We start from the raw sequence: 23,719 nt of genomic DNA, 5'->3' as shown, positions 1-23,719 counted from the left end.
GGCAATGAAACGATTTCTGGCGACACTGGCGGTGATGCTGACCCTGGCATTGGGGGCGAGCCCCGTACTGGCGCAGCAACCTTTTGCCGCCGCCGCGACCGTTAACGGACAGGCGATCACCAACTTCCAAGTCCAGCAACGGGCACAATTTTTCGCCCTGCTGCGTGCGCCCAACTCGGATTTCGAGGGTGCCAAGGATGTGATGATCGACGAGACGCTTCAGGTTCAGGCCGCTCGGGCGGCGGGGATACAGATCACGCCGGACCAACTGGACGTGGGCATGGTCGAATTCGCCAGCCGCGCCAATCTGGAGCCCGACCAGTTTATCGCGGTGCTGGAACAGAACGGTCTGGCCCCCGAGACATTCCGCGACTTCGTGCGCAACAATATCTATTGGCGGACACTGATCCAGCAGAGGTTTGGCCCGCGGGCCCGCCCCACAGACACCGAAGTCGAGCGGGCGCTGGCGCGCGGCGGATCGGGCGGCGTGCGCGTCCTGATATCGGAAATCGCCCTGCCGCTAACCCCCGAAACCCAACCCGAGGTGCAGGCCCTGGCGCAGCGTCTGTCGGATACCATTTCCGGACAGGCCGCCTTTGAACAGGCCGCCCGCACCTATTCGAAATCGCGCACCGCCCCCTCGGGTGGGCGGCTGAACTACCTCTCGCTCGCCGAGCTCTCACCCCAGATCGCCAGCCAGGTGCTGACGCTGGGACCGGGCGAAGTGTCCGACCCCGTGAACCTGGGCTCCTTCATTGGGCTATTCCTGCTGCGTGACCTGGAGGAGACCGGTACGACGTTACCCGAAACACTGTCGATCGACTACGCTGAATACCTGATCGCCGGCGGTCGCACCGCAGAGGCGCTCACTGCGGCGGACCGGTTACGTGACCGGGTGGATGTCTGTGATGATCTTTACGGGGTGGCGCTGAACGCGCCCGAGGGGACGCTGACGCGGGCCGTGCTGCCGACTTCAGAGATTCCCGCTGACCTCCGACAGGAATTGGCGAAGCTTGACGAGGGCGAGGCCTCGACGCTGCTGACTCGGGACGGATACTTGCGCTTCGTAATGATGTGCGGACGTGTGATAGAGCCTTCGGAGGAGGCGTTCGAATCCTTGGGACAGCAATTGCTGAATCAGCGGCTGGGCAACTACGCGGACAGCTATCTGGACGAGTTGCGCGCCGATGCCATCATCGAGCAATAGGCCACCGCTCGTCATCACTTGCGGGGAGCCGGCGGGCATCGGACCGGAGGTCGTGGCCAAGGCACGCGCGCTGATCGGGGACGTGCCGTTTTTCGCACTGGGCAATCCGGACCATTTCGCGGGTCACGGCGTCGCGATCCGGGTGATCGACGCGCCGCACCAGGCCACTCTGGACGCGCTCTGTGTGCTGCCGCACGACATTCCCGGCCCCGCCGTGCCCGGTCGGCCCGATCCCCGGCAGGCAGCGGGCGTAATCTCGGCCATCGCGCGGGGGGTGGACTATGCCAGAACGGGCGTCGCGTCAGGAGTCGTGACCGCGCCGATCAACAAGAAAGCGTTGAAGGACGGCGCAAACTTCCCCCACCCCGGACACACCGAATACCTGGCGGCACTGGCAGGCGATGTCGACGTCGTGATGATGCTGGCCTGTAGTGAACTGCGCGTCGTGCCCGCGACGATCCATATCGCCATTGACCAGGTCCCGGCGGAGCTGACGCCAACGGCACTCGAAACGGTGCTGCGCGTGACCCATGCGGGCCTGCGCCGCGATTTCGGGATCAAAGTGCCGCGCATCGCGGTTGCCGGGCTGAACCCGCACGCGGGCGAAGGCGGGACCATGGGCCGGCAGGAGGTCGATTGGATCGCGGCGCTTGTGGCAAAGCTCGCCCCCGAATTGGGGTGCTTCGGCCCCCTGCCCGCCGACACTATGTTCCACGCGGCCGCGCGTTCGAACTACGACGCGGCCGTGTGCATGTACCACGATCAGGCGCTTATCCCGATCAAGACGGTGGATTTTGCCGGCGGGGTCAACGTGACGCTGGGCCTGCCCCACATCCGGACATCACCCGACCATGGGACCGCCTTCGACATCGCGGGGCACGGCCTGGCCGACCCGACTTCGATCGTCGCCGCCATCCACATGGCTTGGGACATGGCCGCACGGCGGTCTAGGGTCGGCGCTGCCGCAGCCACATGACGCGGGCGGCCATCGCCATCAGTCCGATGGACCCGGTGCAAAGGACCAACGCCGCCCATGGCATCGGCTTCATCCCTTCCGCCCGCGCCGCGGGGATGAGGAAGACAAGCGAAGCGCCGATTGCCAGAAGAAGATCCAACCAGATCTGGACGCCCCAGGCATTCTGGCTGCTTTCGATCCAAAAGCCCCACGGCCCTTCCGACGCCACGGCCATCAGGGACCAAGCAAGAAATGCAAGGCTCAACCCAGCTGGCCAAAGCCAACTTGTCGGGGCGCGCTGCAAGAGCAGGAGCGCTAGAAACGAGACAAAACAGACAGCCCCGAGGAGGGCAAGGATGTCGAAGAGGGTCATGGTCGAACTCCAATTATGTAGCAGTCGCTACGTACTACAATATTGTAGTAAGTGCTACAAGCTTTCGTCATGACAGGTCTCTCTAAGGAAACCCTGCTGCCACGACTGGCGGCGCATCTGCTGGACCAAGGGCTGGCCGGGGCGAGTCTGCGGCCCATGGCACGCGCCGCCGGCACAAGCGATCGGATGCTGATCTATCATTTCGGGACCAAGGAGGAGCTGATCGTAGAAACGCTGGGCGTCGTGGCTGCCGACTTGTCGGCGCGGCTGGATACCGCGTTGCCGCCGGGGCCGGCCAACGACATGGCGACGCTGGCCGGTCAGGTTCTGATGGTGATCCGTGCACCTGCTGCCGCGGGCCATTTCCGCATCTGGCTGGAGGTGCTGTCGGACCCCGAGCGTCAAGCCTTGGCGGGTGCGATCCTCGACGGGTTTCACGGCTGGGTCGCGGCTCACCTGCCGCAGGGCCTGCCTGATCCGGAAGGCTCGGCGGCCGCGCTGCTGACCTTTGTGGAAGGCGCAGTCATCCTGGAGGCGGCGGGGCGGGGCGCGGTAACGGACCGCGCGATCGGTGCGTTGTTCGGGAGCAAGGACTGACTCGGCCCCCACGTGGCCCCTTACCTTGGCGGGCCGAGGACGTTACCTGCTGTTTCATGAGCCAGATTGACGATCTTCCCCCGCTGCGCGACGTGATCGCGACCCATGACCTGCGCGCCAAGAAATCGCTGGGTCAGAACTTCTTGCTGGACCTCAACCTGACGGCGCGTATCGCGCGAACCGGCGGGTCGCTGGAGGGCGCGCAGGTGCTGGAGGTTGGGCCGGGTCCAGGTGGGCTGACGCGTGGATTGCTGGCCGAAGGGGCCGCGAAGGTGCTTGCCATCGAGAAGGACGCCCGTTGCCTGCCCGCGCTGGCCGAGATCGCCTCGGCCTATCCCGGACGGCTGGAGGTAGTGAACGCCGATGCGCTGAAGATGGACGTCTCAGCGCATCTGACGCCGCCGTGGCGGGTCTGCGCAAACCTCCCTTATAACGTCGGCACCGAGCTTCTGGTGCGCTGGCTGACGCCCGCAAGCTGGCCCCCGCCGTGGGAGAGCCTCACCCTGATGTTCCAGAAGGAAGTGGCGGAGCGGATCGTGGCGGCCCCCGGGTCCAAGACCTACGGGCGGCTGGCCATTCTGTCGCAATGGCGCTGCGACACACGAATCGCGATGACCCTGCCGCCCGAAGCGTTCAGCCCGCCACCCAAGATCCATTCGGCGGTCGTTCACCTCACGGCCCTATCTGCGCCCCGGTTCGACGCCGATGCGACGGTTCTGGAGCGTGTCGTTGCCAAGGGGTTCAACCAGCGACGCAAGATGCTGCGCGCGGCGCTCAAGGGCCTTGTACCCGATGTGGAGGACCGTCTTCTGGCGGCGGGGATCAAGCCCACCGACCGTGCCGAGCAAGTACCGTTGGAGGGATGGTGTGCCTTCGCGCGGGAAGTCGCGAAGGTCTGATCGCGACCGCCGTTAAACAAAAAAGCCCGGAAACAGATCCGGGCTTTCGTTTCTTGGCGTGGGGCTCAACTTTCGGCGGCAGGCTCTGCCGGATCGATGAACGCAGGCAACTCGCCAGTTTCGCCCGCAGTCTTAGGCGCATCCTTGGCCGTGTCTTTGGCTGGTGCCTTCTTGCGGGTGCGAGTCCGTTTGGGCTTCTCGGCTTTCGATTCCTGCTGTTCGGGAGTATCCACGGGTCCGCTGTCGGCGACAGGCATGTCGATCACCTCGGACTTTTCTGCGACGTCCTGAGACTCGGCACGGGTGTCCTGCTGCTGATCCTGACGCTTGTCGCCACCACGATCCCGTTCCCGTCGGCGATTGCCACCCTGCGGATTGCCCTGCGGCGCATTTGTCGTGCCGTCATTACCGCCCGAAGACTGAGCCGAACCCTGTGGTCCACCATGGCCACCGGCATTCTGGTTTCCGCCGGACTGCTGCCCGGACTGACCACCATTCTGGTTGCCCTGCTGCTGGTTGCTTTGCTGCTGGTTGCTTTGCTGCTGCCGCGCGTCGATTTCCTTCTGCGCAGCGGCCAGCATACGGGTGTAATGCTCCGAATGCTGCTGGAAATTCTCGACTGCCACGCGATCACCGGACAATTGGGCGTCACGCGCCAACTGATTGTATTTATCGATGATCTGGGCGGGCGTACCGCGCACCTTGCCTTCGGGGCCGGAGCTGTCGAAGACACGATTGATGATGTTTCCGCCACCCTGCTGGTTTCGGTTACGGTTCTTGTTCCGCGAACGGGACTTGCTACTTCTCATGCGTGATGGGTTCCGCTGATCTTTGCCGTGGACCCTGCCCACGTGCGTCGCGGGTCGAGGGGGTCCGGATTGGTCGGGCTTCGCATCCGGGCCGCGTCGATTACGCGTCAACCGTAGATGCTGACGATGTTATGGGTCGCCGGAGCGGTGCTTACAAGTAGATTCGTAGCACTATTACAGGTTTTCCCCCGAAACGACGCGATTTTTGCCGTTCATGTCATCAAAAACCTTCACATTCCTCAGCTTTGCCGCCCGAAAGAGCGTCGAGACAGCCACACCCTGCCCGGCTCCGATCTCAACCAGGAGGCGACCGCCAGGTGACAGGTGGGCCAGGGCGTCACCGGTGATGGTGCGATAGGCATCCAGTCCATCCCCACCGGGAGTAAGCGCAATCTGAGGTTCGTGCAGGACTTCGGGCGAGAGCCCGGCCATCTCATCCGCGGCAATATACGGCGGGTTGGACACAATCAGGTCGAACCGGCCCCCGACGGAAGCGAACCAGTCGGATTTCACTAGGCTGGTACGCTCCGCGACGCCAGCGACGGCCATGTTTCGTTCCGCGACCGCAAGCGCCGCATCGGAAACGTCCGTACCGATTCCCGTCGCGTCAGGTTGCTCGTAGAGTATTGACGCGAGGATGCACCCGGACCCCGTACCAAGGTCGAGCACACGTCCGACAGGGCGCGATATGGCTTGCTCCACCAGCGTTTCGGTATCCGGGCGCGGGTCAAGGACGTCAGCGGTAACGATGAAATCGTGCATCCAGAAGGCACGTTTTCCCGTGATGTGCGAGACTGGTTCACGTCGCAGACGGCGTTGCACGGCCTGCTCGAAGACTTCGGCGATGTCGGTGGGCATGGTATCACCGCTGCCCACGGTCGTCTCGGCTAGCGCCACGAACAGCGCGGAGGCGTCGCGTGCAGGATCGGGCACGCCCACCATTTCCAGCCGCTGGCGCGCCACTTGCAGGGCGCGGGCGACGTCGGTTTCGCTCATGTGCCCATCTCGGCCAGAAGCTGGGCCTGAAGGTCGGCGGTCAGGGCGTCGATGATATCGTCGAGGTCACCCGCCATCACCGCGTCGAGCTTGTACAGCGTAAGGTTGATGCGGTGATCCGTCAGCCGCCCCTGCGGGAAGTTGTAGGTCCGGATGCGCTCGGACCGATCGCCCGAGCCGACCTGCGCCTTGCGATCCGAGGCGCGCTCGGCATCGGCGGCGGCGCGTTGTGCTTCGAATAGCCGTGCCCGCAGGACGTTCATCGCGATCTCGCGGTTGCGGTGCTGGGATTTTTCGGCAGAAGTGACCATCATTCCGGTCGGCAGGTGAGTTATTCGCACGGCGGAGTCGGTTGTGTTGACGTGCTGCCCCCCTGCACCCGACGCGCGCATGGTGTCGATGCGGATGTCGGTGGCGGGGATGTCGATGTCGACCTCCTCGGCTTCGGGCAGGACGGCGACGGTCGCGGCGGAGGTATGAATACGCCCACCGGATTCGGTCGATGGCACGCGCTGAACCCGGTGGACACCGGATTCGAACTTGAGGCGGGCAAAGACGTTTTCCCCTTCGATCCGCGCAACCAACTCCTTGATACCGCCAAGGTCGGTCTCCTGCCGGTCGATCACCTCTACACGCCAGCCGCGTGCTTCGGCGTAGCGGCGATACATGTTTTCAAGGTCTGCCGCGAAGAGAGCGGCCTCGTCACCCCCGGTGCCTGGGCGAATTTCGAGGATGGCCGGCCGCGCGTCGGCCGCGTCGCGGGGCAAAAGCGCGATTTGCAGCGTCGCCTGCGCCTCCTCGATGGCCTGCTCCAGGTCCGGCAGCTCCAGCTTGGCGAGTTCGGCCATTTCAGGGTCGGCCAGCATCGCGCGCGCCTCGTCGGCTTGACGTTCAAGCGCTTTGTAAGCGCGGACCTGTTCGGCGACGGCCTTGGCCTCGGAATACTCGCGGGTCAGCGCGGCGATCTCCGACGGGTCAGGCCCATCGTTGAGGCGCGCCTCGAGGTATTCGAAGCGGGCAAGGATCTGGTCAAGTCGGTCAGAGGGGATCATGCCTGCGTGATGCGGCGCGCCCGTCATTAGGTCAAGGGCCGCGCGTATGGTAAGGTCAGCGTGAGGAGGCCCGCCCATGCGACCGTTACTTCTTGCCACGCTTCTTGCCGCCTTCCCCAGCGCGACCGTTGCCCAGAAAGGCCCCGTGATCGAGTGTTACTGCACCGATTCTACCGGTGGCCGCGTTGAGATGGGCGAGTTGCTTTGCCTATCGGTCGGGGGCCGCGCCTTCATGGCCCGGTGCGAAATGTCCCTGAACGTGCCGATGTGGCGCGAAACCGGCGAAACATGCGTCACGGGTTGAGCGTTCAGACCCGCAGGTAACGGGTCAGCGCGCGGTAATCCTTACGCGGGCCAGTGACGCTCCAGCGCACGGTCCAGCGCGGCCAGTTCCTCCAATCGTAGTACAACACATAAGTGTCGGGTGCGCAGTCGTGGTGCGCCGCCGGCCCATCGATCGTGTGGAATGGACGCCCGTCGGCGAAGGCCACTTCCAGTGTCTTCGGCGTCGCCCGCCACAGGGTTTCGCGGTGCGCCTCGAACGATGTGCCGTCTTGGGTCAGGGTGCCCTGCTCGGTACAGCGAAGTGCCCTGCCCTCCGGGGTCCAGATGCTGATCCCGTAAAAGCGCGCCGTGGGTCCGTTTCGGTGCCGGATGACACGCATCGTGCGCCAGTCGCCAAGTAGGCCGGCCAGACGTTCGGGCGGGGTCATCGGACAGGGATCGGGCGCATTGCGGGGCTTCCTTGCGGGCAGGTCGCGCGCAGCCTATGACGCGCGCGATGCCGTTGCCATAGGATGCCGCCATGATCCCCCGTTATTCCCGCCCCGAAATGGTTGCGATCTGGTCCCCCCAGACCAAGTTCCGCATCTGGTACGAGATTGAGGCCCATGCCTGCGACGCAATGGCCGACTTGGGCGTCATCCCGCGCGAAAACGCCGAGGCCGTGTGGAAGGCCAAGGATGTGGAGTTCGATGTTGACCGCATCGACGAGATCGAGGCTGTGACCAAGCACGACGTCATCGCCTTCCTGACCCACCTGGCCGAACATGTCGGGTCAGACGAAGCGCGCTTCGTGCATCAGGGCATGACGTCGTCCGACGTTCTGGACACCTGTTTCAATGTTCAACTGGTGCGCGCAGCCGACATCCTGATCGCAGATGTGGAAGGGCTTCTGGCCGCGCTCAAGCGTCGTGCGATGGAGCATAAGGACACGTTGCGCGTAGGCCGGTCGCACGGAATCCATGCCGAGCCGACGACAATGGGCCTGACCTTCGCGCGCTTCTACGCCGAGATGGACCGCAACCTGACACGCCTGAAAACGGCCCGCGCGGAGATTGCGACCGGTGCGATTTCAGGTGCCGTCGGCACGTTCGCTAACGTCGATCCGCGCGTGGAGGAGCATGTCTGTGCCAAGCTGGGCCTGGAGCCCGAACCGATCAGCACCCAGGTCATCCCCCGCGACCGTCACGCAGCGTTTTTCGCGGCGCTTGGCGTGGTTGGAAGTTCGATCGAGAATGTCGCCACTGAAATTCGCCATATGCAGCGGACTGAAGTGCTGGAAGGGGCGGAGTTCTTCTCCATGGGGCAGAAAGGTTCTTCGGCGATGCCGCACAAGAAGAACCCCGTTCTGACCGAGAACCTGACCGGGCTGGCGCGTCTGGTGCGGATGGCCGTGATCCCCGCGATGGAAAACGTCGCCCTCTGGCACGAGCGCGACATCAGCCATTCGAGCGTCGAGCGCAACATTGGCCCCGATACCACGATTACACTGGACTTCGCGCTGTCCCGCCTGACCAGCGTCATCGACAAGATGCTGATCTTCCCGGACAACATGTTGGACAACATGAACAAGTTTCCGGGTCTCGTCATGTCGCAGCGCGTGCTTCTGGCGCTGACGCAGGCCGGGGTAAGCCGCGAGAACGCCTATGCCATGGTACAGCGCAACGCGCTCAAGGTCTGGGAGCACAAGACCGATTTCCGCGAGGAACTGCTGGCCGACGCGGACGTGGTTGCGGCCCTGGGCGTCGAGGCGATCGAGGAGAAGTTCGACATGGGATACCACACCAAACACGTCGACACGATCTTCAAGCGGGTCTTCGGCTAAGGCCGCGTGCCCCCCGTCGGGACGGTTTCGAACGGGGCACCTTCGGGTGCCCCTTTGCATTTGATGGTGCAGATCGCATCTGCGGTTTCAAGAACCATGAAACCCGTGAGAGTTCTTCGACAAATCCGGCATGGTCCAAGAATTCCTGCCTTGCTATAGTCACAAGAGAGAATGGAGCTGTAATTCTCGTTCACGGCGAATTTATCCGCAGCATCGTAGCATTAGCTCGCTTGTGCAGCGCCAATGGTGCAAAATTCAAGAAACGGCAGTCATTTTTCATTTGGGGTTTCAATCATCCAATGACAATTCCTTTCTCAACCTCATGAATACATTTCTGGAGCGTCTTTTCTCGGGTGAGAGGGATGCGATACTTGTCGCAGCTGCTGCTTATTTTGCTTTGGCCGGTGTGTGTTCGCTGGTGCACATGTTCCGTCTCAGCCGTTGGCCAAGCGTTATCGGCGAATTGCATGAGGAAGGGGTCAAACTCACAGGATTCGGGGGCATTTCACCTGATGAGCGCGAATACAAAGCAGTGGTTCGCTACAGCTACTCCGTCGACGGGTTGAGTTACGAAAACGATTGCCTCAACCCGTGGATTATTTCCGTTACCCACAATCTGCGCAGCCTTTTGCAATTGCAGTTTCGTGGCATAAAGCGGCATGGGGGAACGTCAGTGTCCGTTTACTTCAACCCCAGGAAGCCACAGAAATCTTACCTCGACGTCCCCGACTGGCCTTCGATGGTTCTGGTCGGTGGTACGTTTTTGGGATCAGCGGCACTCATTCTTTCTGCACTATGAAATCGCCCGGCAAAAGAGACGCGACTGCTTCTCGCTTGCAATGACTATTGGCTATCTTCGTCTGGAGGTCACCAAATTCGCATCACGAACTGCCACGACCCGATCTCGGGATGCCGCCTTTTGATGGACGGACGCAATGTGCTACGATCCGGATGACCGGCTTCGGAGGACCACATGCTCAAGACCTTGACCCTTGCCACGCTGCTGCTCGCCCCACCCTTTGCCGCGTTTGCCGAGCATCCGAATTGCGTCATTCGCGATGATCCGTACATGACCTGCACAAGCGGTACGCAATGGGACGCGGAAATCGGCGGGTGCATGCCCGTGGTAACGGGCTGACGTCCTGCGACCTATTGGCATTTGGTCGATTTCGACTCTCGGGGTATCGTCGCGTTGCCTGAAACCAAAGGGAGACGACGCAATGAAGGTAAACAAATTGATTCTTGCAGCCGTTATGGTGGCAGCACCCGGTCTGGCACAGGCCTATGAATGCGGGGGCATGAAGACCGAGAAGATCACGCAGTCCTGCGCGCCGGGCACAAGTTTCGATGCAGAGACGAACAGCTGCGTGGCGGTCATCAGCAGCTGACGAGACGCGGGTGGGCATCCGGGTGCCCTCCCCAGAGACCCTATAGCATCGCGCGGCCGGCGACATACGTTTGGGCCACGGCGCGATCATCCCCCATCATGATCGTCGGAAAGACCGCCTCCCACAGGGTGTCGGCCTGCGCGTGTCGTTGCGCGATCACCGGGGTTGAGGCGAGGTCCAGGACCACGAGATCGGCCGTGGCACCCGCAATCAGCCGTCCGATGTCGGTCGCATGAAGCGCGCGGGCCGACCCTTCGGTGGCCAGATAGAGCAACTGCGCCGGGTGCAGCGCCTGACCCCGCAATTGCGCGATCTCATAGGCCGCCGCCATTGTGCGCAACATCGAGAAGTTGCTGCCGCCCCCCGTGTCGGTCGCGAGGCCAGTGCGGATCGTTCGTGCCAGCCCCATGTCGAACAGCCCCGATCCGATGAACGTGTTGGAGGTGGGGCAATGGATGACCGCCGCGCCCACATCGGTCAGGCGCGCGATTTCGCGGTCGGTCAGATGGATGGAATGACCATAGAGCCCGCGCGCGCCCAGCAGGCCGTGGGTTTCATAGACGTCAAGGTAATCGCGCGCCTCGGGGAACAGATCGCGGACCCATTCGATTTCGTCCGCCTGCTCGCTCAGGTGTGTCTGCATCAGGCAATCAGGCAGTTCGGACCAGAGCGCGCCAAGGGCAGAAAGCTGCTCCGGCGTCGACGTGGGCGCGAACCGAGGTGTGATGACATAAGACGCACGCCCCTGCCCGTGCCATTTCGCCGCCAGCGCCTTGCTGTCATCATAGGCTGACTGCGCCGTGTCACGCAGTTTATCGGGCGCGTTGCGGTCCATGCAGGTCTTGCCCGCCCAGACGGCCATGCCGCGCGGTGCTGCCGCCTCGAAGATGGCTTCGACACTGACAGGGTGAACAGTCGCAAAGCTGCACATCGACGTGGTGCCATGGTCCAGCGCCAGATCGAGATAGGTATCGGCGGTCCGGGCCGCATAGGCGGGGTCGCGAAAGCGCGCTTCCTCCGGGAAGGTATAGGTATTCAGCCAATCGATCAGGCGCTTGCCCCAAGAGGCAATCATCGCCGTCTGCGGGTAATGCACATGTGCGTCAATGAAGCCGGGAAGGATCAGGTTGTCACCGTGGTCGATGATCTGCGCCTGCGGATAGGCCGCGCGCACCGTTTCTGCCGGACCGACGGCGGTGATGCGCCCGGCGTCCACCGCCACGGCCCCATGAGTGTGGTGCGTGACCGATCCGACGGGGTCGGCGCGAAACGGGTCATCGGTGAAGGCCAGCGTCTGGCCAAGGAGGAGCGTTGTCATGCGACGGGCTTAGCGCGCGTGCGAAATCGCCGCTACCCCTTGCCCCCTGCTCGCGCTATCTGAATCCAACGCGGAGGTGACGAATGGATCAGGTTGACCAGGTGCAGGACGACGACACGCTCGACGAAGAAGTCGTGCTGGATCAGCCGCGCCTGAAACTGGTCCGGGGCGCGTTGGAAGACCGCGACGCGATGGCGCTGGACGATCTGCTGGAGCCACTTCACGGCGCGGACATCGCCGACCTTCTGGAACAGATTACCGAGTTCGAGCGCCAGACCCTGATCGAGCTGTGGTCCGGTCATATCGACGGCGAAATCCTGTCGGAACTGGACGAGGGTCTGCGCGAGGAGATCCTGTCGTCCCTGCCCGCCGAAGACGTAGCCGAAGCGGTTCGCGAACTGGACACCGACGACGTCGTCGACCTGATCGAGAACCTTGACGACCAAAGCCAGGCCGGGGCCATCCTCGGCGCACTTGACGACGCCGACCGGGTTGCCGTGGAAAGGGCGTTGACCTTCCCCGAGTATTCTGCCGGCCGTCTGATGCAGCGCGAGGTGGTGATCGCGCCGTCTTTCTGGACCGTGGGCCAGGCCATCGACTACTTGCGCTCCGCCGAAGAGTTGCCGGAGCAGTTCTACCACGTCATCCTGACCGATCCGCGAATGCGGCCTGTGGGGCACGTGACTCTGGGCAAGATCCTGTCGACCGCGCGTGAGGTGCCGCTGTCTGACATCGAGGAAGACAGCTTCCGGACGTTCTATGCCACCGATCCCGAGAGCGAGGTGGCCTATGCCTTCAACCAGTACCACCTGATTTCCGCCGTGGTCGTGGACGAGGACGACCGGCTCTTGGGTGTCATCACGATCGACGACGCGATGAGCGTGCTGGACGAGGAAGCCGAGGAAGACATCCTGCGCCTCGCCGGCGTCGACAGCGAAGGGTCGCTGTCGGACCGTGTACTGGGCACCGTGCGGCGGCGTTTCCCTTGGCTGGGCGTGAACCTGATCACATCGATCCTGGCATCGCTGGTTATCGCGCAGTTCGATGCGGTCATCGCCGAAATCGTGGCCCTTGCCGTCCTGATGCCCATCGTGGCCTCGATGGGCGGGAATGCTGGCACGCAGTCGCTGACCGTGGCGGTGCGGGCGCTGGCGACGCGCGACCTGACCGGTGCAAACGTCTGGCGCGTGATCCGTCGAGAGGTGGCTGCAGGTCTGATCAACGGCGTCGCCTTCGCCATCGTGATGGGGATCGTCGGCGTGGTTTGGTTCGGCAACCCGATGCTCGGCGTGGTGATCGGCGTGGCGATGGTCATCAACCTTGGTGTCGCGGGGTTGGCCGGGGTCGGTATTCCCGTGGCGTTGGAAAAGGTCGGAATCGACCCCGCGCTGGCGTCCGGTGCCTTCGTGACCACGGTGACGGATGTCGTCGGGTTCTTCGCGTTCCTAGGTCTGGCGGCGCTCTGGTTGCTCTGAGCGGGTACGCGCGCGGTGTTTGTCTAGTCGACTGCCTGATCGCGCCGCAGGTTCACGAGACGCTGCGACTGACGAACCTGGCGCATCGTCTCGACCAGCATCGCGGTCAGAATCCCGAAGATCAGCAGGCCGTTCGCCGCCGAAAGAGCCCCCAGGATACGCCACTCCACCGGCAGCAGGACATCGCCGAACCCCAGCGTGGTGAATGACACGAGCGCGAAATAGATCGAAAGTTCGAGGGTCGAGAAGACACCGAGCCCGAGCAGTGCAAGAGCCCAGATCCAGACCGCCCCGGTGACCATCAGCATCGACCAGAGCATTGTCAGGCAAAGCGTCGCCATCAGCTTGATCCCATGCGGCGGGCGCGCCATCCACGGCTTCATCCGGATCAGCATAAGCTCCAGCGCCCACCATGCGGGGGCGACCATCACCGCCGTCGCCACGATGAGTGCACTGCCAAGGATCAGCTGGAGCAACACCCCTTCAGGCCGCCGCGTCCAGAAGCGCCTGTGCCGCCCCGCGGGCGGCATCGGTGATCGTGTCACCGGCCAGCATACGGGCGATTTCATCCAGGCGTTCGGTTTCAGCAACCGGAGTAACGGTGGAGGTGGTGATATCCTTCTCCACGCGCTTCTCCACCCTCCAGTGATGCGCCCCGAGGGCCGCGACTTGCGGCGAATGGGTCACCACAAGGACCTGCCCGCCATCGGCCAATGCCTTCAGCCGGCGCCCGACCGCGTCCGCAGTCGCCCCGCCCACGCCACGGTCAATCTCATCGAAAATCAGCGTCAGCGCGCGCTCACCGCCCGTCAGGCAGACCTTAAGCGCCAACAAAAAGCGGCTGAGTTCGCCACCAGAGGCAATCTTGTTCAACGGCCCGGACGGCGCGCCGGGGTTGGTAGAGACTTCGAATGCAACTTCGTCCGCCCCTTCGGGACCGGCTGTGGCGGGGGTGACATTGGTCGTGAACGTGGCGCGGTCCATTTTGAGTGGAGCCAGTTCCCCTGCCATTGCGGCATCAAGTGCCTTGGCCGCCTTGGTGCGCTTTGCGCTCAGATCTGCGGCGGCGGCATCATACGCGGCTTGCGCGGCTTCGGCGGCGGCCTTCAGCTTTGGCAGGCTGCCTTCGGAGGCGTCCAGCAGGTCGAGCCGCTCGCGCAGGTCCGCCGCGAACGTCGGCAAGTCATCGGGCTGCACCCCATGCTTGCGGGCCATGGCGCGGATCGCGAAGAGCCGTTCCTCTGCATCTTCAAGATCGCTTGGATTGAAAGCAAGCGCATCAAGACAGCTTTCGACCCCGGCCTGCGCCTCGCCCAATTCGACCATCGCGCGGTTCAGCGCGTCAATGGCCGGGGTTAGCGTCTCGGCTGCATCGTCCGTTGCATCTTCCAGCCAACGGGTCGCATCGAGCATCTGCCCCTCCGCCCCCTGCGGCCCGATGGCGTTCAGTGCCTTGGCCACATCGGCACGGATCTTCTCGGCCCCCTGCATCAGCCGACGACGAGCATCAAGTTCCGCCTCTTCGCCGGCCTCCGGCTCCAGCGCGTCAAATTCGGCGACGGCATGGCGCAGGAAGTCTTCCTCTTTCTTGGCTTCGTCGCGCTTGGCTTCAGCCAATTTCTGGGTCCGCCGGGCAAGGCTCAACCTCGACCATGCTTGCGACACGGTTGTCAGGTCGGACCCGGCGAAGTCATCAAGCAGTGACCGGTGTCCGCGAACATCAAGCAGACCGCGGTCATCATGCTGCCCATGCAGTTCCAGCAAAGTGTCGGACAAGGCGCGCAGCACCTCGCCTGTCACGCGAGTGCCGTTGACCCAGGCCGTCTTGCGCCCGTCGCGGCTGTTCACGCGGCGCAACAGCAGTTCGTCGTCATCGGCACCAATCTCGTACTCGGTTAGAACGGCGCGCGCTGGATGATCGGCAGGTAGATCGAAGCTGGCAGTAACTTCGCCCTGCGCCGCACCCTGTCGTACCAGTTCTGCCCGGCCACGCCACCCCAACACAAAGCCCAGACTGTCCAGCAGGATCGATTTGCCCGCGCCCGTCTCTCCGGTCAGAACGTTCAGACCGGGCCGGAAGTCCAGCGACAACCGGTCGATGATGAGCATGTCACGAATTTCAAGGCTGCGAAGCATATCGTTCAGTTAACGCCCACAGACCGGATTGGCGAGACTGGTCAGCCATACCCGCTACAACCAACGACCTTGAATCGTGCGGCGATAAACATCGCTGAGCCAGCCGGTTCCCCGCGCCTCGGGCGCGAGTCCCTGCCCCGACAGTTGACGGAAGGCATCGTCATAGAAGGGCGACGACTGGAAGTTGTACCCCAGAATTGCCCCGGCAGTCTGTGCCTCGTCAGTCAGGCCAAGTGAAAGGTAGGCCTCCACCAGACGAAGCAGCGCTTCGGGCGTGTGGGTTGTGGTCTGAAATTCTTCCACCACGGCGCGAAACCGGTTTATGGCGGCGGGAAAGTGGCGTCGCTTGAGATAATAACGTCCGATCTCCATCTCTTTGGCGGCGAGATGGTCGAAGGCCAAATCGAACTTGAGGATCGAGGAGCGAGCGTACTCGCTCTCGGGATACCGCTCAATTACGGTACGCAGGCTTTGTAGCGCCTGGAAGGTCAGCCCCTGGTCACGCCCGACCTGATCAATTTGATCGTAGTACGACAGCGCAAGCAAATACTGTGCATAGGCCGCATCTTCGTCCGCGGGATAGAAATCGATGAACCGCTGCGCAGCAGAGCGCGCATTCTCGTAGTCCCGATCCTTGTGATAGGCGAAAGCCTGCATGATCAGGCCACGCTTGGCAAACTCGGAATAAGGATAGAGCCGCTCGATCTCCGCGAAAAGCCGCGCGGCGTCGTCCGCGTCTCCGCTTGCCAGTTCAAGTTCGGCGCGGGTGAAGATCGTCTCGGCGGAGGTGTCTTCAAGGGCTTTTTCATCGCTTCCACCACAGGCGGCCAACGCCCCACAAAGGGTAAGCGTTGCCAGTGATTTACCGATGCGAAATCGTTGCCGGTCCGTCATGCGTTCCATTCCCTGCCCCGTGCCTTGCAGGCACCTCTGCGCACCTTAGTGCAGCAACCGGGGGCTGTGAAGCACCGCACCGGCGAAATCCGGTCCTAGAGGTGGGCGAACACATCACGCTCCAACCCGGCACCGGGCAGGATACGGCATTCTTCGGGTGCCAACGTGCGGATTCGATAGGCCAGCGGGTCGGCAAACAGCGCGCGCAGAACCCGGTTCGTCATCGCGTGGCCCGCGCGGACGCCGGTATAGCGACCAAGAATCGGCGCGCCGGCAAGCGCCAGATCGCCCAATGCGTCGAGCATCTTGTGGCGCACGGCCTCATCGGTGTGGCGGAAGCCTTCGGGATTTACCACGCGGGCCCCATCAACGACCACCGCATTGGCGAGTGATCCACCGAGCGCCTTGCCTGCAGCGCGCATCGCATCGACATCGGCCTGGCGGCAAAAGGTGCGACTGTCGCAAAGTTCGCGCACGAACGTCCCGTTCGACAGGCGCAGCACCTTATGCTGACGGCCGATGGCGGCATCGGCGAAATCGATCGCGAAGTCGATCTCAAGTTCTTCCGCCGGCGTCAGCGTTGCAGAAACCATGCCGTCGGCCACGTGGACACGGCGCAGCACCTCGATCGCGTGAACGGGTGCGTTCAAACGGCGCACGCCGGTCGATAGAAATTTGCGCACGAACCCCGCGGCCGAGCCGTCAAGAATGGGAACCTCAGGGCCGTCGATATCGATGATTGCATTGTGAATACCGCACCCGGCAAGCGCCGCCATGACGTGTTCCACCGTGGATACAGACACCCCGGCCTCGTTCACTAGAAGCGTGCAAAGCGGTGATGCCTCGACGGCATCGTGGCGCGCGGCAATCATCGTATTGCCGTCGAGGTCGGTTCGCCGGAACCAGATACCATGATGCGCAGGGGCTGGATGTACCGACAGGCGCGCAGGCTGACCGGCGTGCAAGCCCGTGCCTTCGAAACGGACGATGTCCTTGATCGTGGTCTGCATGGTTACACCCAAGCTTGGTTCGATTTATGCGCCCCGAGAGGGACGGTCCTCTGCTCAATTTTTGGGTATGCGACAGGCCGCGTCACTGCAATTCAACGCCTGTTACGGGCTGAAACAGCCATGCAACACACGTGGGCGAAAACCTGCCTAGAAGGCGTAATTCCGATATTTATTCAATACTTTCTGACGCTTGGAAGTCCGTCAAACCAGCGAAAAATCCTATACTGTCCGGCAAGAGTGAAGACACGTTGACGAGAAATATCAGAAGCCGAACGAAAAACGGCGGCCCCGGAGGGCCGCCGTCAGCTTCGTCTTGGGCCTCGGAACCGCTTCAGTTGGCCTGTCGGCGCAGGAAAGCGGGAATTTCGATGCGCTCATCTTCCTCGGGCGCAGCCTGAGTTTCGGGCGCGCGGGCCGAAGGTTGCCCGGCGGCAGGACGATGAACCGGCGTGTCAGCGGCGGTACCCGTCATGCGATTGATCAGCGATCCGATGCCAAAGCGACCTTCGCCATGCTGCGGCGCACGCGGCGCGTCTGCGGCGATGCCGCGCTCGCCCTTGCTGACGGCGGCGCGCAAACGGTCCATGGCTTCGGGCGACGGCCCACCGGCGGGGCGCGGCGCGGTGAAGGCGGTTTGCGGTGCCTCGGCCGCGTGAACGGGCGGAGGAGCCGAGGCCGGTGTATAAGCCGGAGCCGGAAGGTCATCAGAATCCTGTTGGCCGAAGAAATCATCTGCGGCCTCGGCCTCCTCGGCTTCGTGCTGATCAACCGCATCGAAAAAGCTTGGTGCTTCCGGCTCGGTGCGGGCGACGGGGGCGTCGACACGGTTTTCGGCCACAACGGGGGCCGGAGCCTCAGCGGGTGCGGGAGCCTCGGTCCGGGCAACAGGCTCGGCAGACATGCGGCGGCGGGGCATCGGCTCGGCCGCACTGGAGGCCTGCGCGTCGATGCCGGTCGCGACGACCGAGACACGCATGATGCCTTCCATGGAGGGATCCAGCGTAGAGCCGACGATGATGTTGGCGTCTTCGTCCACTTCCTTGCGGATGCGGTTGGCAGCTTCGTCCATCTCGAACAGGGTCAGGTCGTGACCGCCGGTGATGTTGATCAGAACACCCTTGGCACCAGACAGCGACAGCTCGTCCAGAAGCGGGTTGGCGATGGCCTTCTCGGCGGCTTCGACGGCGCGATCCTCGCCCTCGGCTTCGCCGGTCCCCATCATGGCCTTGCCCATCTCGTCCATGACCGAGCGGACGTCCGCAAAGTCGAGATTGATCATCCCCGGACGGACCATCAGGTCGGTCACACCCTTGACGCCCTGGTACAGAACGTCGTCGGCCATGGAGAACGCCTCGGTGAAGGTCGTCTTCTCGTTGGCCAGGCGGAACAGGTTCTGGTTGGGAATGATGATCAGCGTGTCCACGACCTTCTGCAGGGCTTCGACGCCCTCCTCGGCCTGACGCATGCGCTTGGAGCCCTCGAACTGGAACGGCTTGGTCACGACGCCGACAGTGAGGATGCCAAGTTCACGCGCCGCCTGCGCGATGATCGGGGCAGCACCCGTGCCGGTACCGCCGCCCATGCCGGCAGTGATGAAGCACATGTGCGCGCCAGCAAGACAGTCTACGATTTCCTCGATCGTTTCCTCGGCTGCGGATGCGCCGACCTGCGGGCGGGCACCTGCGCCCAAACCTTCGGTGACGCGGGCACCAAGCTGGATGCGGGACTGCGCGGCGTTCTGGGCCAGCGCCTGCGCATCGGTGTTCGCCACGACGAACTCGACACCCTCCAGGTCCTTCTGGATCATGTTGTTAACGGCATTGCCGCCCGCGCCGCCCACACCGAAAACGGTAATGCGCGGACGCAAGTCGGCCTCCGCGGTCGTGCCGGGCATGGTGAGATTCAATGTCATAGCTCTGTCCACCTGTACTTGGGGCCCGCCTCAGGCCGTTTTCGCGTTTCCCGCGTTGTTACAGCGAATGTAACGCCTTTGATTCAGCACGTCACCCAAAAAACGAATCGCCACTGTCCAATTGCGGCAAAAATGCGGCAATCACCTGGAAGCGGCCTACCAATTGTCCTTGAACCACCGCATCGCGCGGCGGATCGACCGGCCAGAAGTCCGCTCCGGCACGGCATCGAAGTCCCAGAATTCATCTTGCGGTTCGGCCCCCTGCATACAAAGGCCAACGCAGGCCGCGAAGGCCGGCCCCTTGGCCGCCTCGGGCAATCCGTGCACACGCAAGGGCCGACCCAGACGGACCTGGTTCCCCAGGATACGTCCCGCCAATTGGTCCAAACCCGGTATCTGCGAAGCCCCGCCGGTCAGCACGATGCGCTGACTAGGCAGGTCACCGAACCCGGCCGCATCAAGGCGTACCCGGGCATCTTCAAGGATTTCCTCGACCCTAGGGCGGATGATCCCGATCAACTCCGTTCGCGTGACGGATCGGCGATCATGGTGCCAATCGCCGGTGTCGGCCTCCAACGCGATCAACTCCCGGTCGTCCATGCCCGTGGCGTGGACCCCGCCGTAGCGGCACTTGATCATCTCGGCCATCTGAGCGGGAATCCGCAGGCCCTGCGAAATATCGGAGGTCACATGCGCGCCGCCGAACGGCACCGTGTCGGCAAAGACCATGTGCTTGCGCATGAAGATGGAGATGCCGGTGGTGCCCGCCCCCATGTCGATACAGGCGGCCCCCAGTTCCTTTTCGTCCTCGACCAACGCGGAGGTGGCGGCGGCATAGGGCGCAGAGGCCAGGCCCGCCAGTTCCAGGTCGCAGCGGTGGATACAGGTCAGCAGATTCTCGATCGCGTGGGCGTCGACGCTCAGCAGGTGCATGTCGGCACGCAGCATTTCTCCGGTCTGGCCCCGCGGGTCGCGCAAGGTGGTCCGGTGATCGATGCCGAAATTCACGGGCTGCGCGTGCAGCACCTCGCGCCCAGGTCCGATGTCAGGCGCGTCGATCGACGACAGGACACGGCCTACGTCGTGCACGGTGCAGGGCCCCGCATCCAGCATCACCTCCCCTGACAGGGGCCAGGACGTCGGTCGTCCGCCGGAAAAACACGCGATGACGTGGTCGACGCGGACATTGGCCATCTTCTGCGCGCCTTGGACCGCGGTGCGGATCGCGCGCTCCGTCTCGGGCATGGCATCTACTTCGCCATTGCGAATGCCCCGCGACCGGGTCGTGGTGGCCCCTATGACGCGGAAGTTTGACTGCCCGGCCATGTGGCCGACGCCTTCCCCCTGCGGTGTGTTTTCCTCGAAGCGCAGGACAAGGCACGCGGTCTTGAAGGTGCCTACGTCCAGAATGGCAACGACGCCTCGCTGAAGGGCGGCCTGACGTTTGCGGCGCATCGCGCGCTGTGCGTGGAACAGACGGCTCATTGGTCCCCCTCCGAATGGTCAAGTGAAAGACGTTCCAAATCCTGGATGCCCTTTAGCTCCTGGCGGGCTTCGAGCGAAAGACGCAGGACGGGGCGATCGGAAATTCGCAAGTCGACAACACGGACGTCGCGCGACAGCACCTCCTTGGCGGCATGCATCGCAAGCGCACGGTCAAGCGCGGCGACGGGGGCCGTTTCAGGCAGGGCGATGATCTGATTATCGGTCAGCACAACATCCCAGCGGCGGTTGCCAATCCGGTTCAAACCGACCAGCCGGTCATTGATCGGGCGTGCGGCGTCGATCAGCGTCAACGCCTCGGGGACGACCTCTTGCGCACCGCGACCCGCAATCAAGGGAAGCGCGCCGGCGGCTTCCAGACTTTGAAGCGTTGCGACCCGGTGGCCCGTCGCGTCCAGCACCTCGACCCCGCCATCGGTCTGCCATGCGACGGCGGGCGTCCGCTCGGTCACCTTGAGCAGCAGCACGCCCCCGGATTTAACCCGCACCTCGGCGTCCAGAACCGGGTCCAGGCTGACCAGTTTGTCGCGCAGGGCATCCATGTCGAGCTTGAACTGCGACAGCGGCAGGTCGATGGCCAAAGCCTCCTGAATATCGTCCTGCAGGTCTACGCTAGCCCCCTCTATGCGCAGAAGGGAAACCATGAACTCGGGCCGATCCTGCACCGCACTCACGGTGCCTTCGTACCAATCGACCATGGCGATGATGCGCGCGTCGTCATTGATGTACCAGGTAACCAGGATGACAAAACCAAAGCTGGGTATTCCGGTCCGAACCATCGCCCGGAACAACGGGGTCAGCCACAGCCGCTGCATCCGGTACTGCCAACGTGACGGCGCGGGGTCCGTGGTTGCGCGCGTGGCTTTGGGGGCGGGCATCTTCACCGGTCGCATGACGCCTCCGCCACCAGTTGCGCACAAAGCGCCCCAAAGCTGATACCGGCCTGCTCGGCCTGTTCGGGCGTCAAAGAGGTGGGCGTCATGCCCGGTTGCGTGTTCGTCTCCAGCAGGATGAGGCCGTCCAGCCCGCGCGTGTCGTCCCAGCGGAAATCCGTCCGACTGATCGACCGACAGCCAAGTGCCTTGTGCGCCCGCAAAGCGAAGGACTGGCACGCGGCGGTTATGTCCGGTGGAAGATCGGCGGGAACCGAGTGGCGGCTGCCGCCGGGGGCATATTTCGCCTCGTAATCGTACCAGCCGTCCATGTGTATCTCGGTCACCGCCAGAGCGCGCTCACCCAGTACTGTGCAGGTCAGTTCGCGTCCCGGTGCGTAGGTCTCGACCATCACCATGTCCGGCATCGTGTCCGCCAGAACCGGCGGTTCGCCCTCGGTCACGATGTAGATCCCGACCGAGGAGCCTTCGTTGTTCGGCTTCACCACATAGGGCAACGGCAGGATATGCCCGGCCATCGCCTCGGACTTGGAAACGATCCGGCTTTGCATCACCGGTAAGCCGGCGCTGCGATACACGTCCTTGGTCCGGGCCTTGTCCATCGCAAGGGCCGATGCCAGCACGCCTGAATGGGTGTAGGGAATTCGGATCCACTCCAGCAGACCCTGAATGCAGCCATCTTCGCCCCAACGGCCATGCAACGCATTGAACACAACATCGGGTGCAACCTGTTGCAGCCGCGCCACCAATTCTGGGCCACCATTTGCCCCGGCGTCCAGTTCGGTCACCTTGAACCCCTCACCCCGCAAGGCGTCCGCGCAGCCGCGTGCTGTCGAGAGGCTGACCTCTCGTTCTGCCGAAGGGCCGCCCATGAGGACGGCAACATGCATGGGTGTCCTGCCCGACATACCCGAATTCCTGCGCCTCGTGCCGGGATCATTGCGCCCCGACCTTCTTAATGTCCCAGCCTCTGACGGGCCGTTCGGGACTGTGGGCTCTCCGGCCCGCTCTCAGAGTGGTTCGCCCACCCTCATGATTTCCCATTCTAGCGTGAATCCGCTGTTCTCGAAAACCTTTTTCCGCACCTCTTCTCCCAGGCCCTCCAAATCGGCAGCGGTGGCACCTCCGGCATTGACAAGGAAGTTCGAGTGTTTGGGCGACATGATCGCCCCGCCCCGCGTCGCCCCGCGAAGCCCCGCGTCATCAATCAGCTTCCAGGCCTTCAGGTCGTGCGTGTCATCCACGCGCCCGGTGGAGCTAAAGCCGGCGGGGTTGCGAAACGTCGAACCGGCACTGCGATCACGCGTGGGTTGGGTCGCGTCGCGCTTGGCAAGCTGATCCTTCATCCGCTCCTCCAGCGCGGCTGGCTCGCCCGCCTCGGCGCGGAAGGTGGCGCGCGTCACAATCGCGCCCTCAGGCACCCGGCTCGAACGGTAGGCAAAATGCAGGTCGGCGGCCGGGATCGTTATGACCTCACCGGTTCTTGCCACCGCCTGAACTTCGACAAGGTAGTCGGCGACATAGCTGCCATAGCAGCCCGCGTTCATCTTGACCGCACCACCGATAGAGCCGGGGATGGTCCGCAGAAAGGTAAGGTCTCGCCCCGCCTGTGCGGCCTTACGCGCCACGTGAGCATCCAACGCGGCGGCCCCGGCGTACACCTGCGCCCCGTCGACCTCGACCGGATTGAACCCGCGCCCCAATCGCACAACGACGGCGCGCAGCCCCCCGTCACGCACGATAAGGTTGGAGCCGACACCCATCGGGAAAACGTCCACATCCGCGGGGAGCGCCTTGAGAAAGGTACAGAGATCATCGATATCGGCGGGCTGGAACAACGCATCCGCTGCCCCCCCGACGCGCAGCCACGTAAGATCGGCAAGCGAGCGGTTCTCGGTGAGCGTTCCACGCACGTCCGGCAGTGTCATCACAGTTTCTCCTTTAGCCACCGGACCGAATAGATAAGCGGCCAACGCAGGACCAGCATCATCACCGCCACCCCGCCCGCGGCCCACAGCCAGCCCATTGACCAACCCAGCCAGATCACGATGGGGACACCGACTGCTATCAACCCATAGGCCGCGGGCCAGCTCTGCTTCGCCGTCAACGAGACCATCAGCAACCAGGCCGACACGACCCAAAGGCAAATCGCGATCAGGGCCATGGCTTCCCCTTTCCATAAATATTCCGGGGAG

The 23,719-nt window shown here is 63.3% G+C and carries 26 protein-coding genes and 1 pseudogene; 10 read left to right on the top strand and 17 right to left on the bottom strand.

Going from position 1 to position 23,719, the window contains the following annotated elements:
* Positions 1 to 4 precede the first annotated feature (4 nt).
* Together BLV27_RS09135 and pdxA are read left to right on the top strand one after the other, a co-directional pair.
* Positions 5 to 1,207, top strand: a complete 1,203-nt coding sequence (locus BLV27_RS09135) for a peptidylprolyl isomerase (RefSeq protein ID WP_170831399.1) — start codon at positions 5 to 7, stop codon at positions 1,205 to 1,207.
* Positions 1,188 to 2,183, top strand: coding sequence for a 4-hydroxythreonine-4-phosphate dehydrogenase PdxA (gene pdxA / locus BLV27_RS09130; protein ID WP_092645141.1), 996 nt, complete (start codon positions 1,188 to 1,190; stop codon positions 2,181 to 2,183). The genes BLV27_RS09135 and pdxA overlap by 20 nt, the downstream gene beginning before the upstream one ends.
* On the opposite strand, the gene BLV27_RS09125 is transcribed toward pdxA, so the two are convergent.
* Positions 2,155 to 2,535 carry a hypothetical protein gene (locus BLV27_RS09125; RefSeq protein WP_092645139.1) on the bottom strand — a complete coding sequence of 127 codons (381 nt, stop codon included), beginning with the start codon at positions 2,533 to 2,535 and terminating at the stop codon, positions 2,155 to 2,157. The genes pdxA and BLV27_RS09125 overlap by 29 nt on opposite strands.
* 69 nt (positions 2,536 to 2,604) lie before the next feature.
* On the opposite strand from BLV27_RS09125, the gene BLV27_RS09120 reads away from it, so the two are divergent.
* The gene (locus BLV27_RS09120) at positions 2,605 to 3,132 is read left to right on the top strand and encodes a TetR family transcriptional regulator (protein ID WP_092645137.1); all 528 of its coding nucleotides are present in this window, start codon (positions 2,605 to 2,607) and stop codon (positions 3,130 to 3,132) included.
* Between the two features lie 56 nt (positions 3,133 to 3,188).
* Positions 3,189 to 4,031 (top strand): 16S rRNA (adenine(1518)-N(6)/adenine(1519)-N(6))-dimethyltransferase RsmA, encoded by an 843-nt coding sequence (gene rsmA, locus BLV27_RS09115; RefSeq protein ID WP_092645135.1) that lies wholly within the window; start codon positions 3,189 to 3,191, stop codon positions 4,029 to 4,031.
* A 65-nt stretch (positions 4,032 to 4,096) separates the two neighbouring features.
* On the opposite strand, the gene BLV27_RS09110 is transcribed toward rsmA, so the two are convergent.
* The 4 genes and pseudogenes from BLV27_RS09110 to prfA form a co-directional block, all read right to left on the bottom strand.
* Complete coding sequence (locus tag BLV27_RS09110) at positions 4,097 to 4,612, bottom strand: hypothetical protein (RefSeq protein WP_244504610.1); 516 nt, start codon at positions 4,610 to 4,612, stop codon at positions 4,097 to 4,099.
* Between the two features lie 39 nt (positions 4,613 to 4,651).
* Positions 4,652 to 4,840: pseudogene (locus BLV27_RS19685) on the bottom strand (DUF4167 domain-containing protein); the annotation flags it as partial.
* A gap of 174 nt (positions 4,841 to 5,014) precedes the next feature.
* Positions 5,015 to 5,836 carry a peptide chain release factor N(5)-glutamine methyltransferase gene (prmC, locus tag BLV27_RS09105; protein WP_092645131.1) on the bottom strand — a complete coding sequence of 274 codons (822 nt, stop codon included), beginning with the start codon at positions 5,834 to 5,836 and terminating at the stop codon, positions 5,015 to 5,017.
* Entirely contained in the window at positions 5,833 to 6,888 is a 1,056-nt protein-coding gene (gene prfA, locus BLV27_RS09100; RefSeq protein WP_092645288.1) for a peptide chain release factor 1, read from the bottom strand. Before prfA ends, prmC begins: the two co-directional genes overlap by 4 nt.
* A gap of 76 nt (positions 6,889 to 6,964) precedes the next feature.
* Here prfA and BLV27_RS09095 point away from each other — a divergent pair, with 76 nt between their 5' ends.
* Complete coding sequence (locus tag BLV27_RS09095) at positions 6,965 to 7,192, top strand: hypothetical protein (RefSeq protein ID WP_092645129.1); 228 nt, start codon at positions 6,965 to 6,967, stop codon at positions 7,190 to 7,192.
* A 4-nt stretch (positions 7,193 to 7,196) separates the two neighbouring features.
* On the opposite strand, the gene BLV27_RS09090 is transcribed toward BLV27_RS09095, so the two are convergent.
* Positions 7,197 to 7,601, bottom strand: a complete 405-nt coding sequence (locus BLV27_RS09090) for a DUF6314 family protein (RefSeq protein WP_092645127.1) — start codon at positions 7,599 to 7,601, stop codon at positions 7,197 to 7,199.
* Between the two features lie 92 nt (positions 7,602 to 7,693).
* On the opposite strand from BLV27_RS09090, the gene purB reads away from it, so the two are divergent.
* The 4 genes from purB to BLV27_RS19320 all read left to right on the top strand — a co-directional run bounded on the left by purB (position 7,694) and on the right by BLV27_RS19320 (position 10,383).
* Positions 7,694 to 8,995 carry an adenylosuccinate lyase gene (gene purB, locus BLV27_RS09085; protein ID WP_092645125.1) on the top strand — a complete coding sequence of 434 codons (1,302 nt, stop codon included), beginning with the start codon at positions 7,694 to 7,696 and terminating at the stop codon, positions 8,993 to 8,995.
* A 322-nt stretch (positions 8,996 to 9,317) separates the two neighbouring features.
* Positions 9,318 to 9,794 carry a DUF3592 domain-containing protein gene (locus BLV27_RS09080; protein WP_092645122.1) on the top strand — a complete coding sequence of 159 codons (477 nt, stop codon included), beginning with the start codon at positions 9,318 to 9,320 and terminating at the stop codon, positions 9,792 to 9,794.
* 174 nt (positions 9,795 to 9,968) lie between these two features.
* A complete protein-coding gene (locus BLV27_RS19020; protein ID WP_139176580.1) occupies positions 9,969 to 10,133 on the top strand; it encodes an adenylosuccinate lyase in 165 nt (54 codons plus the stop codon).
* An 82-nt stretch (positions 10,134 to 10,215) separates the two neighbouring features.
* Positions 10,216 to 10,383 (top strand): hypothetical protein, encoded by a 168-nt coding sequence (locus BLV27_RS19320; RefSeq protein ID WP_170831398.1) that lies wholly within the window; start codon positions 10,216 to 10,218, stop codon positions 10,381 to 10,383.
* A 40-nt stretch (positions 10,384 to 10,423) separates the two neighbouring features.
* Here BLV27_RS19320 and guaD read toward each other — a convergent pair whose 3' ends face one another.
* Complete coding sequence (gene guaD, locus BLV27_RS09075; RefSeq protein ID WP_092645120.1) at positions 10,424 to 11,701, bottom strand: guanine deaminase; 1,278 nt, start codon at positions 11,699 to 11,701, stop codon at positions 10,424 to 10,426.
* Between the two features lie 83 nt (positions 11,702 to 11,784).
* Here guaD and mgtE point away from each other — a divergent pair, with 83 nt between their 5' ends.
* Entirely contained in the window at positions 11,785 to 13,176 is a 1,392-nt protein-coding gene (mgtE, locus tag BLV27_RS09070) for a magnesium transporter (RefSeq protein WP_092645118.1), read from the top strand.
* A 23-nt stretch (positions 13,177 to 13,199) separates the two neighbouring features.
* On the opposite strand, the gene BLV27_RS09065 is transcribed toward mgtE, so the two are convergent.
* From BLV27_RS09065 to BLV27_RS09020, 10 genes are all read right to left on the bottom strand, one after another.
* Positions 13,200 to 13,655, bottom strand: a complete 456-nt coding sequence (locus tag BLV27_RS09065) for an ion channel (protein ID WP_092645286.1) — start codon at positions 13,653 to 13,655, stop codon at positions 13,200 to 13,202.
* A gap of 4 nt (positions 13,656 to 13,659) precedes the next feature.
* Positions 13,660 to 15,312 carry a DNA repair protein RecN gene (gene recN, locus BLV27_RS09060; RefSeq protein ID WP_092645116.1) on the bottom strand — a complete coding sequence of 551 codons (1,653 nt, stop codon included), beginning with the start codon at positions 15,310 to 15,312 and terminating at the stop codon, positions 13,660 to 13,662.
* Between the two features lie 54 nt (positions 15,313 to 15,366).
* A complete protein-coding gene (locus BLV27_RS09055) occupies positions 15,367 to 16,206 on the bottom strand; it encodes an outer membrane protein assembly factor BamD (RefSeq protein WP_092645284.1) in 840 nt (279 codons plus the stop codon).
* A gap of 95 nt (positions 16,207 to 16,301) precedes the next feature.
* Complete coding sequence (gene lpxC / locus BLV27_RS09050; protein WP_092645114.1) at positions 16,302 to 17,216, bottom strand: UDP-3-O-acyl-N-acetylglucosamine deacetylase; 915 nt, start codon at positions 17,214 to 17,216, stop codon at positions 16,302 to 16,304.
* A 331-nt stretch (positions 17,217 to 17,547) separates the two neighbouring features.
* Entirely contained in the window at positions 17,548 to 19,128 is a 1,581-nt protein-coding gene (gene ftsZ, locus BLV27_RS09045) for a cell division protein FtsZ (protein WP_092645112.1), read from the bottom strand.
* Between the two features lie 156 nt (positions 19,129 to 19,284).
* Positions 19,285 to 20,613, bottom strand: a complete 1,329-nt coding sequence (gene ftsA, locus BLV27_RS09040) for a cell division protein FtsA (RefSeq protein ID WP_092645110.1) — start codon at positions 20,611 to 20,613, stop codon at positions 19,285 to 19,287.
* A complete protein-coding gene (locus tag BLV27_RS09035) occupies positions 20,610 to 21,524 on the bottom strand; it encodes a cell division protein FtsQ/DivIB (protein ID WP_092645108.1) in 915 nt (304 codons plus the stop codon). The genes ftsA and BLV27_RS09035 overlap by 4 nt, the downstream gene beginning before the upstream one ends.
* Positions 21,512 to 22,414, bottom strand: coding sequence for a D-alanine--D-alanine ligase (locus BLV27_RS09030; protein ID WP_244504598.1), 903 nt, complete (start codon positions 22,412 to 22,414; stop codon positions 21,512 to 21,514). The genes BLV27_RS09035 and BLV27_RS09030 overlap by 13 nt, the downstream gene beginning before the upstream one ends.
* Positions 22,415 to 22,534: 120 nt before the next feature.
* Complete coding sequence (murB, locus tag BLV27_RS09025) at positions 22,535 to 23,452, bottom strand: UDP-N-acetylmuramate dehydrogenase (protein WP_092645104.1); 918 nt, start codon at positions 23,450 to 23,452, stop codon at positions 22,535 to 22,537.
* Positions 23,452 to 23,688 carry a DUF2484 family protein gene (locus tag BLV27_RS09020; RefSeq protein WP_092645102.1) on the bottom strand — a complete coding sequence of 79 codons (237 nt, stop codon included), beginning with the start codon at positions 23,686 to 23,688 and terminating at the stop codon, positions 23,452 to 23,454. Before BLV27_RS09020 ends, murB begins: the two co-directional genes overlap by 1 nt.
* Positions 23,689 to 23,719 lie beyond the last annotated feature (31 nt).

It is taken from the genome of Jannaschia faecimaris (genome assembly GCF_900107415.1).
GTDB classification, from domain to species: Bacteria; Pseudomonadota; Alphaproteobacteria; order Rhodobacterales; family Rhodobacteraceae; genus Jannaschia; species Jannaschia faecimaris.
Note: the sequence above shows the minus strand (reverse complement) of the source record. Positions and strands in the feature narration are given on the sequence as shown.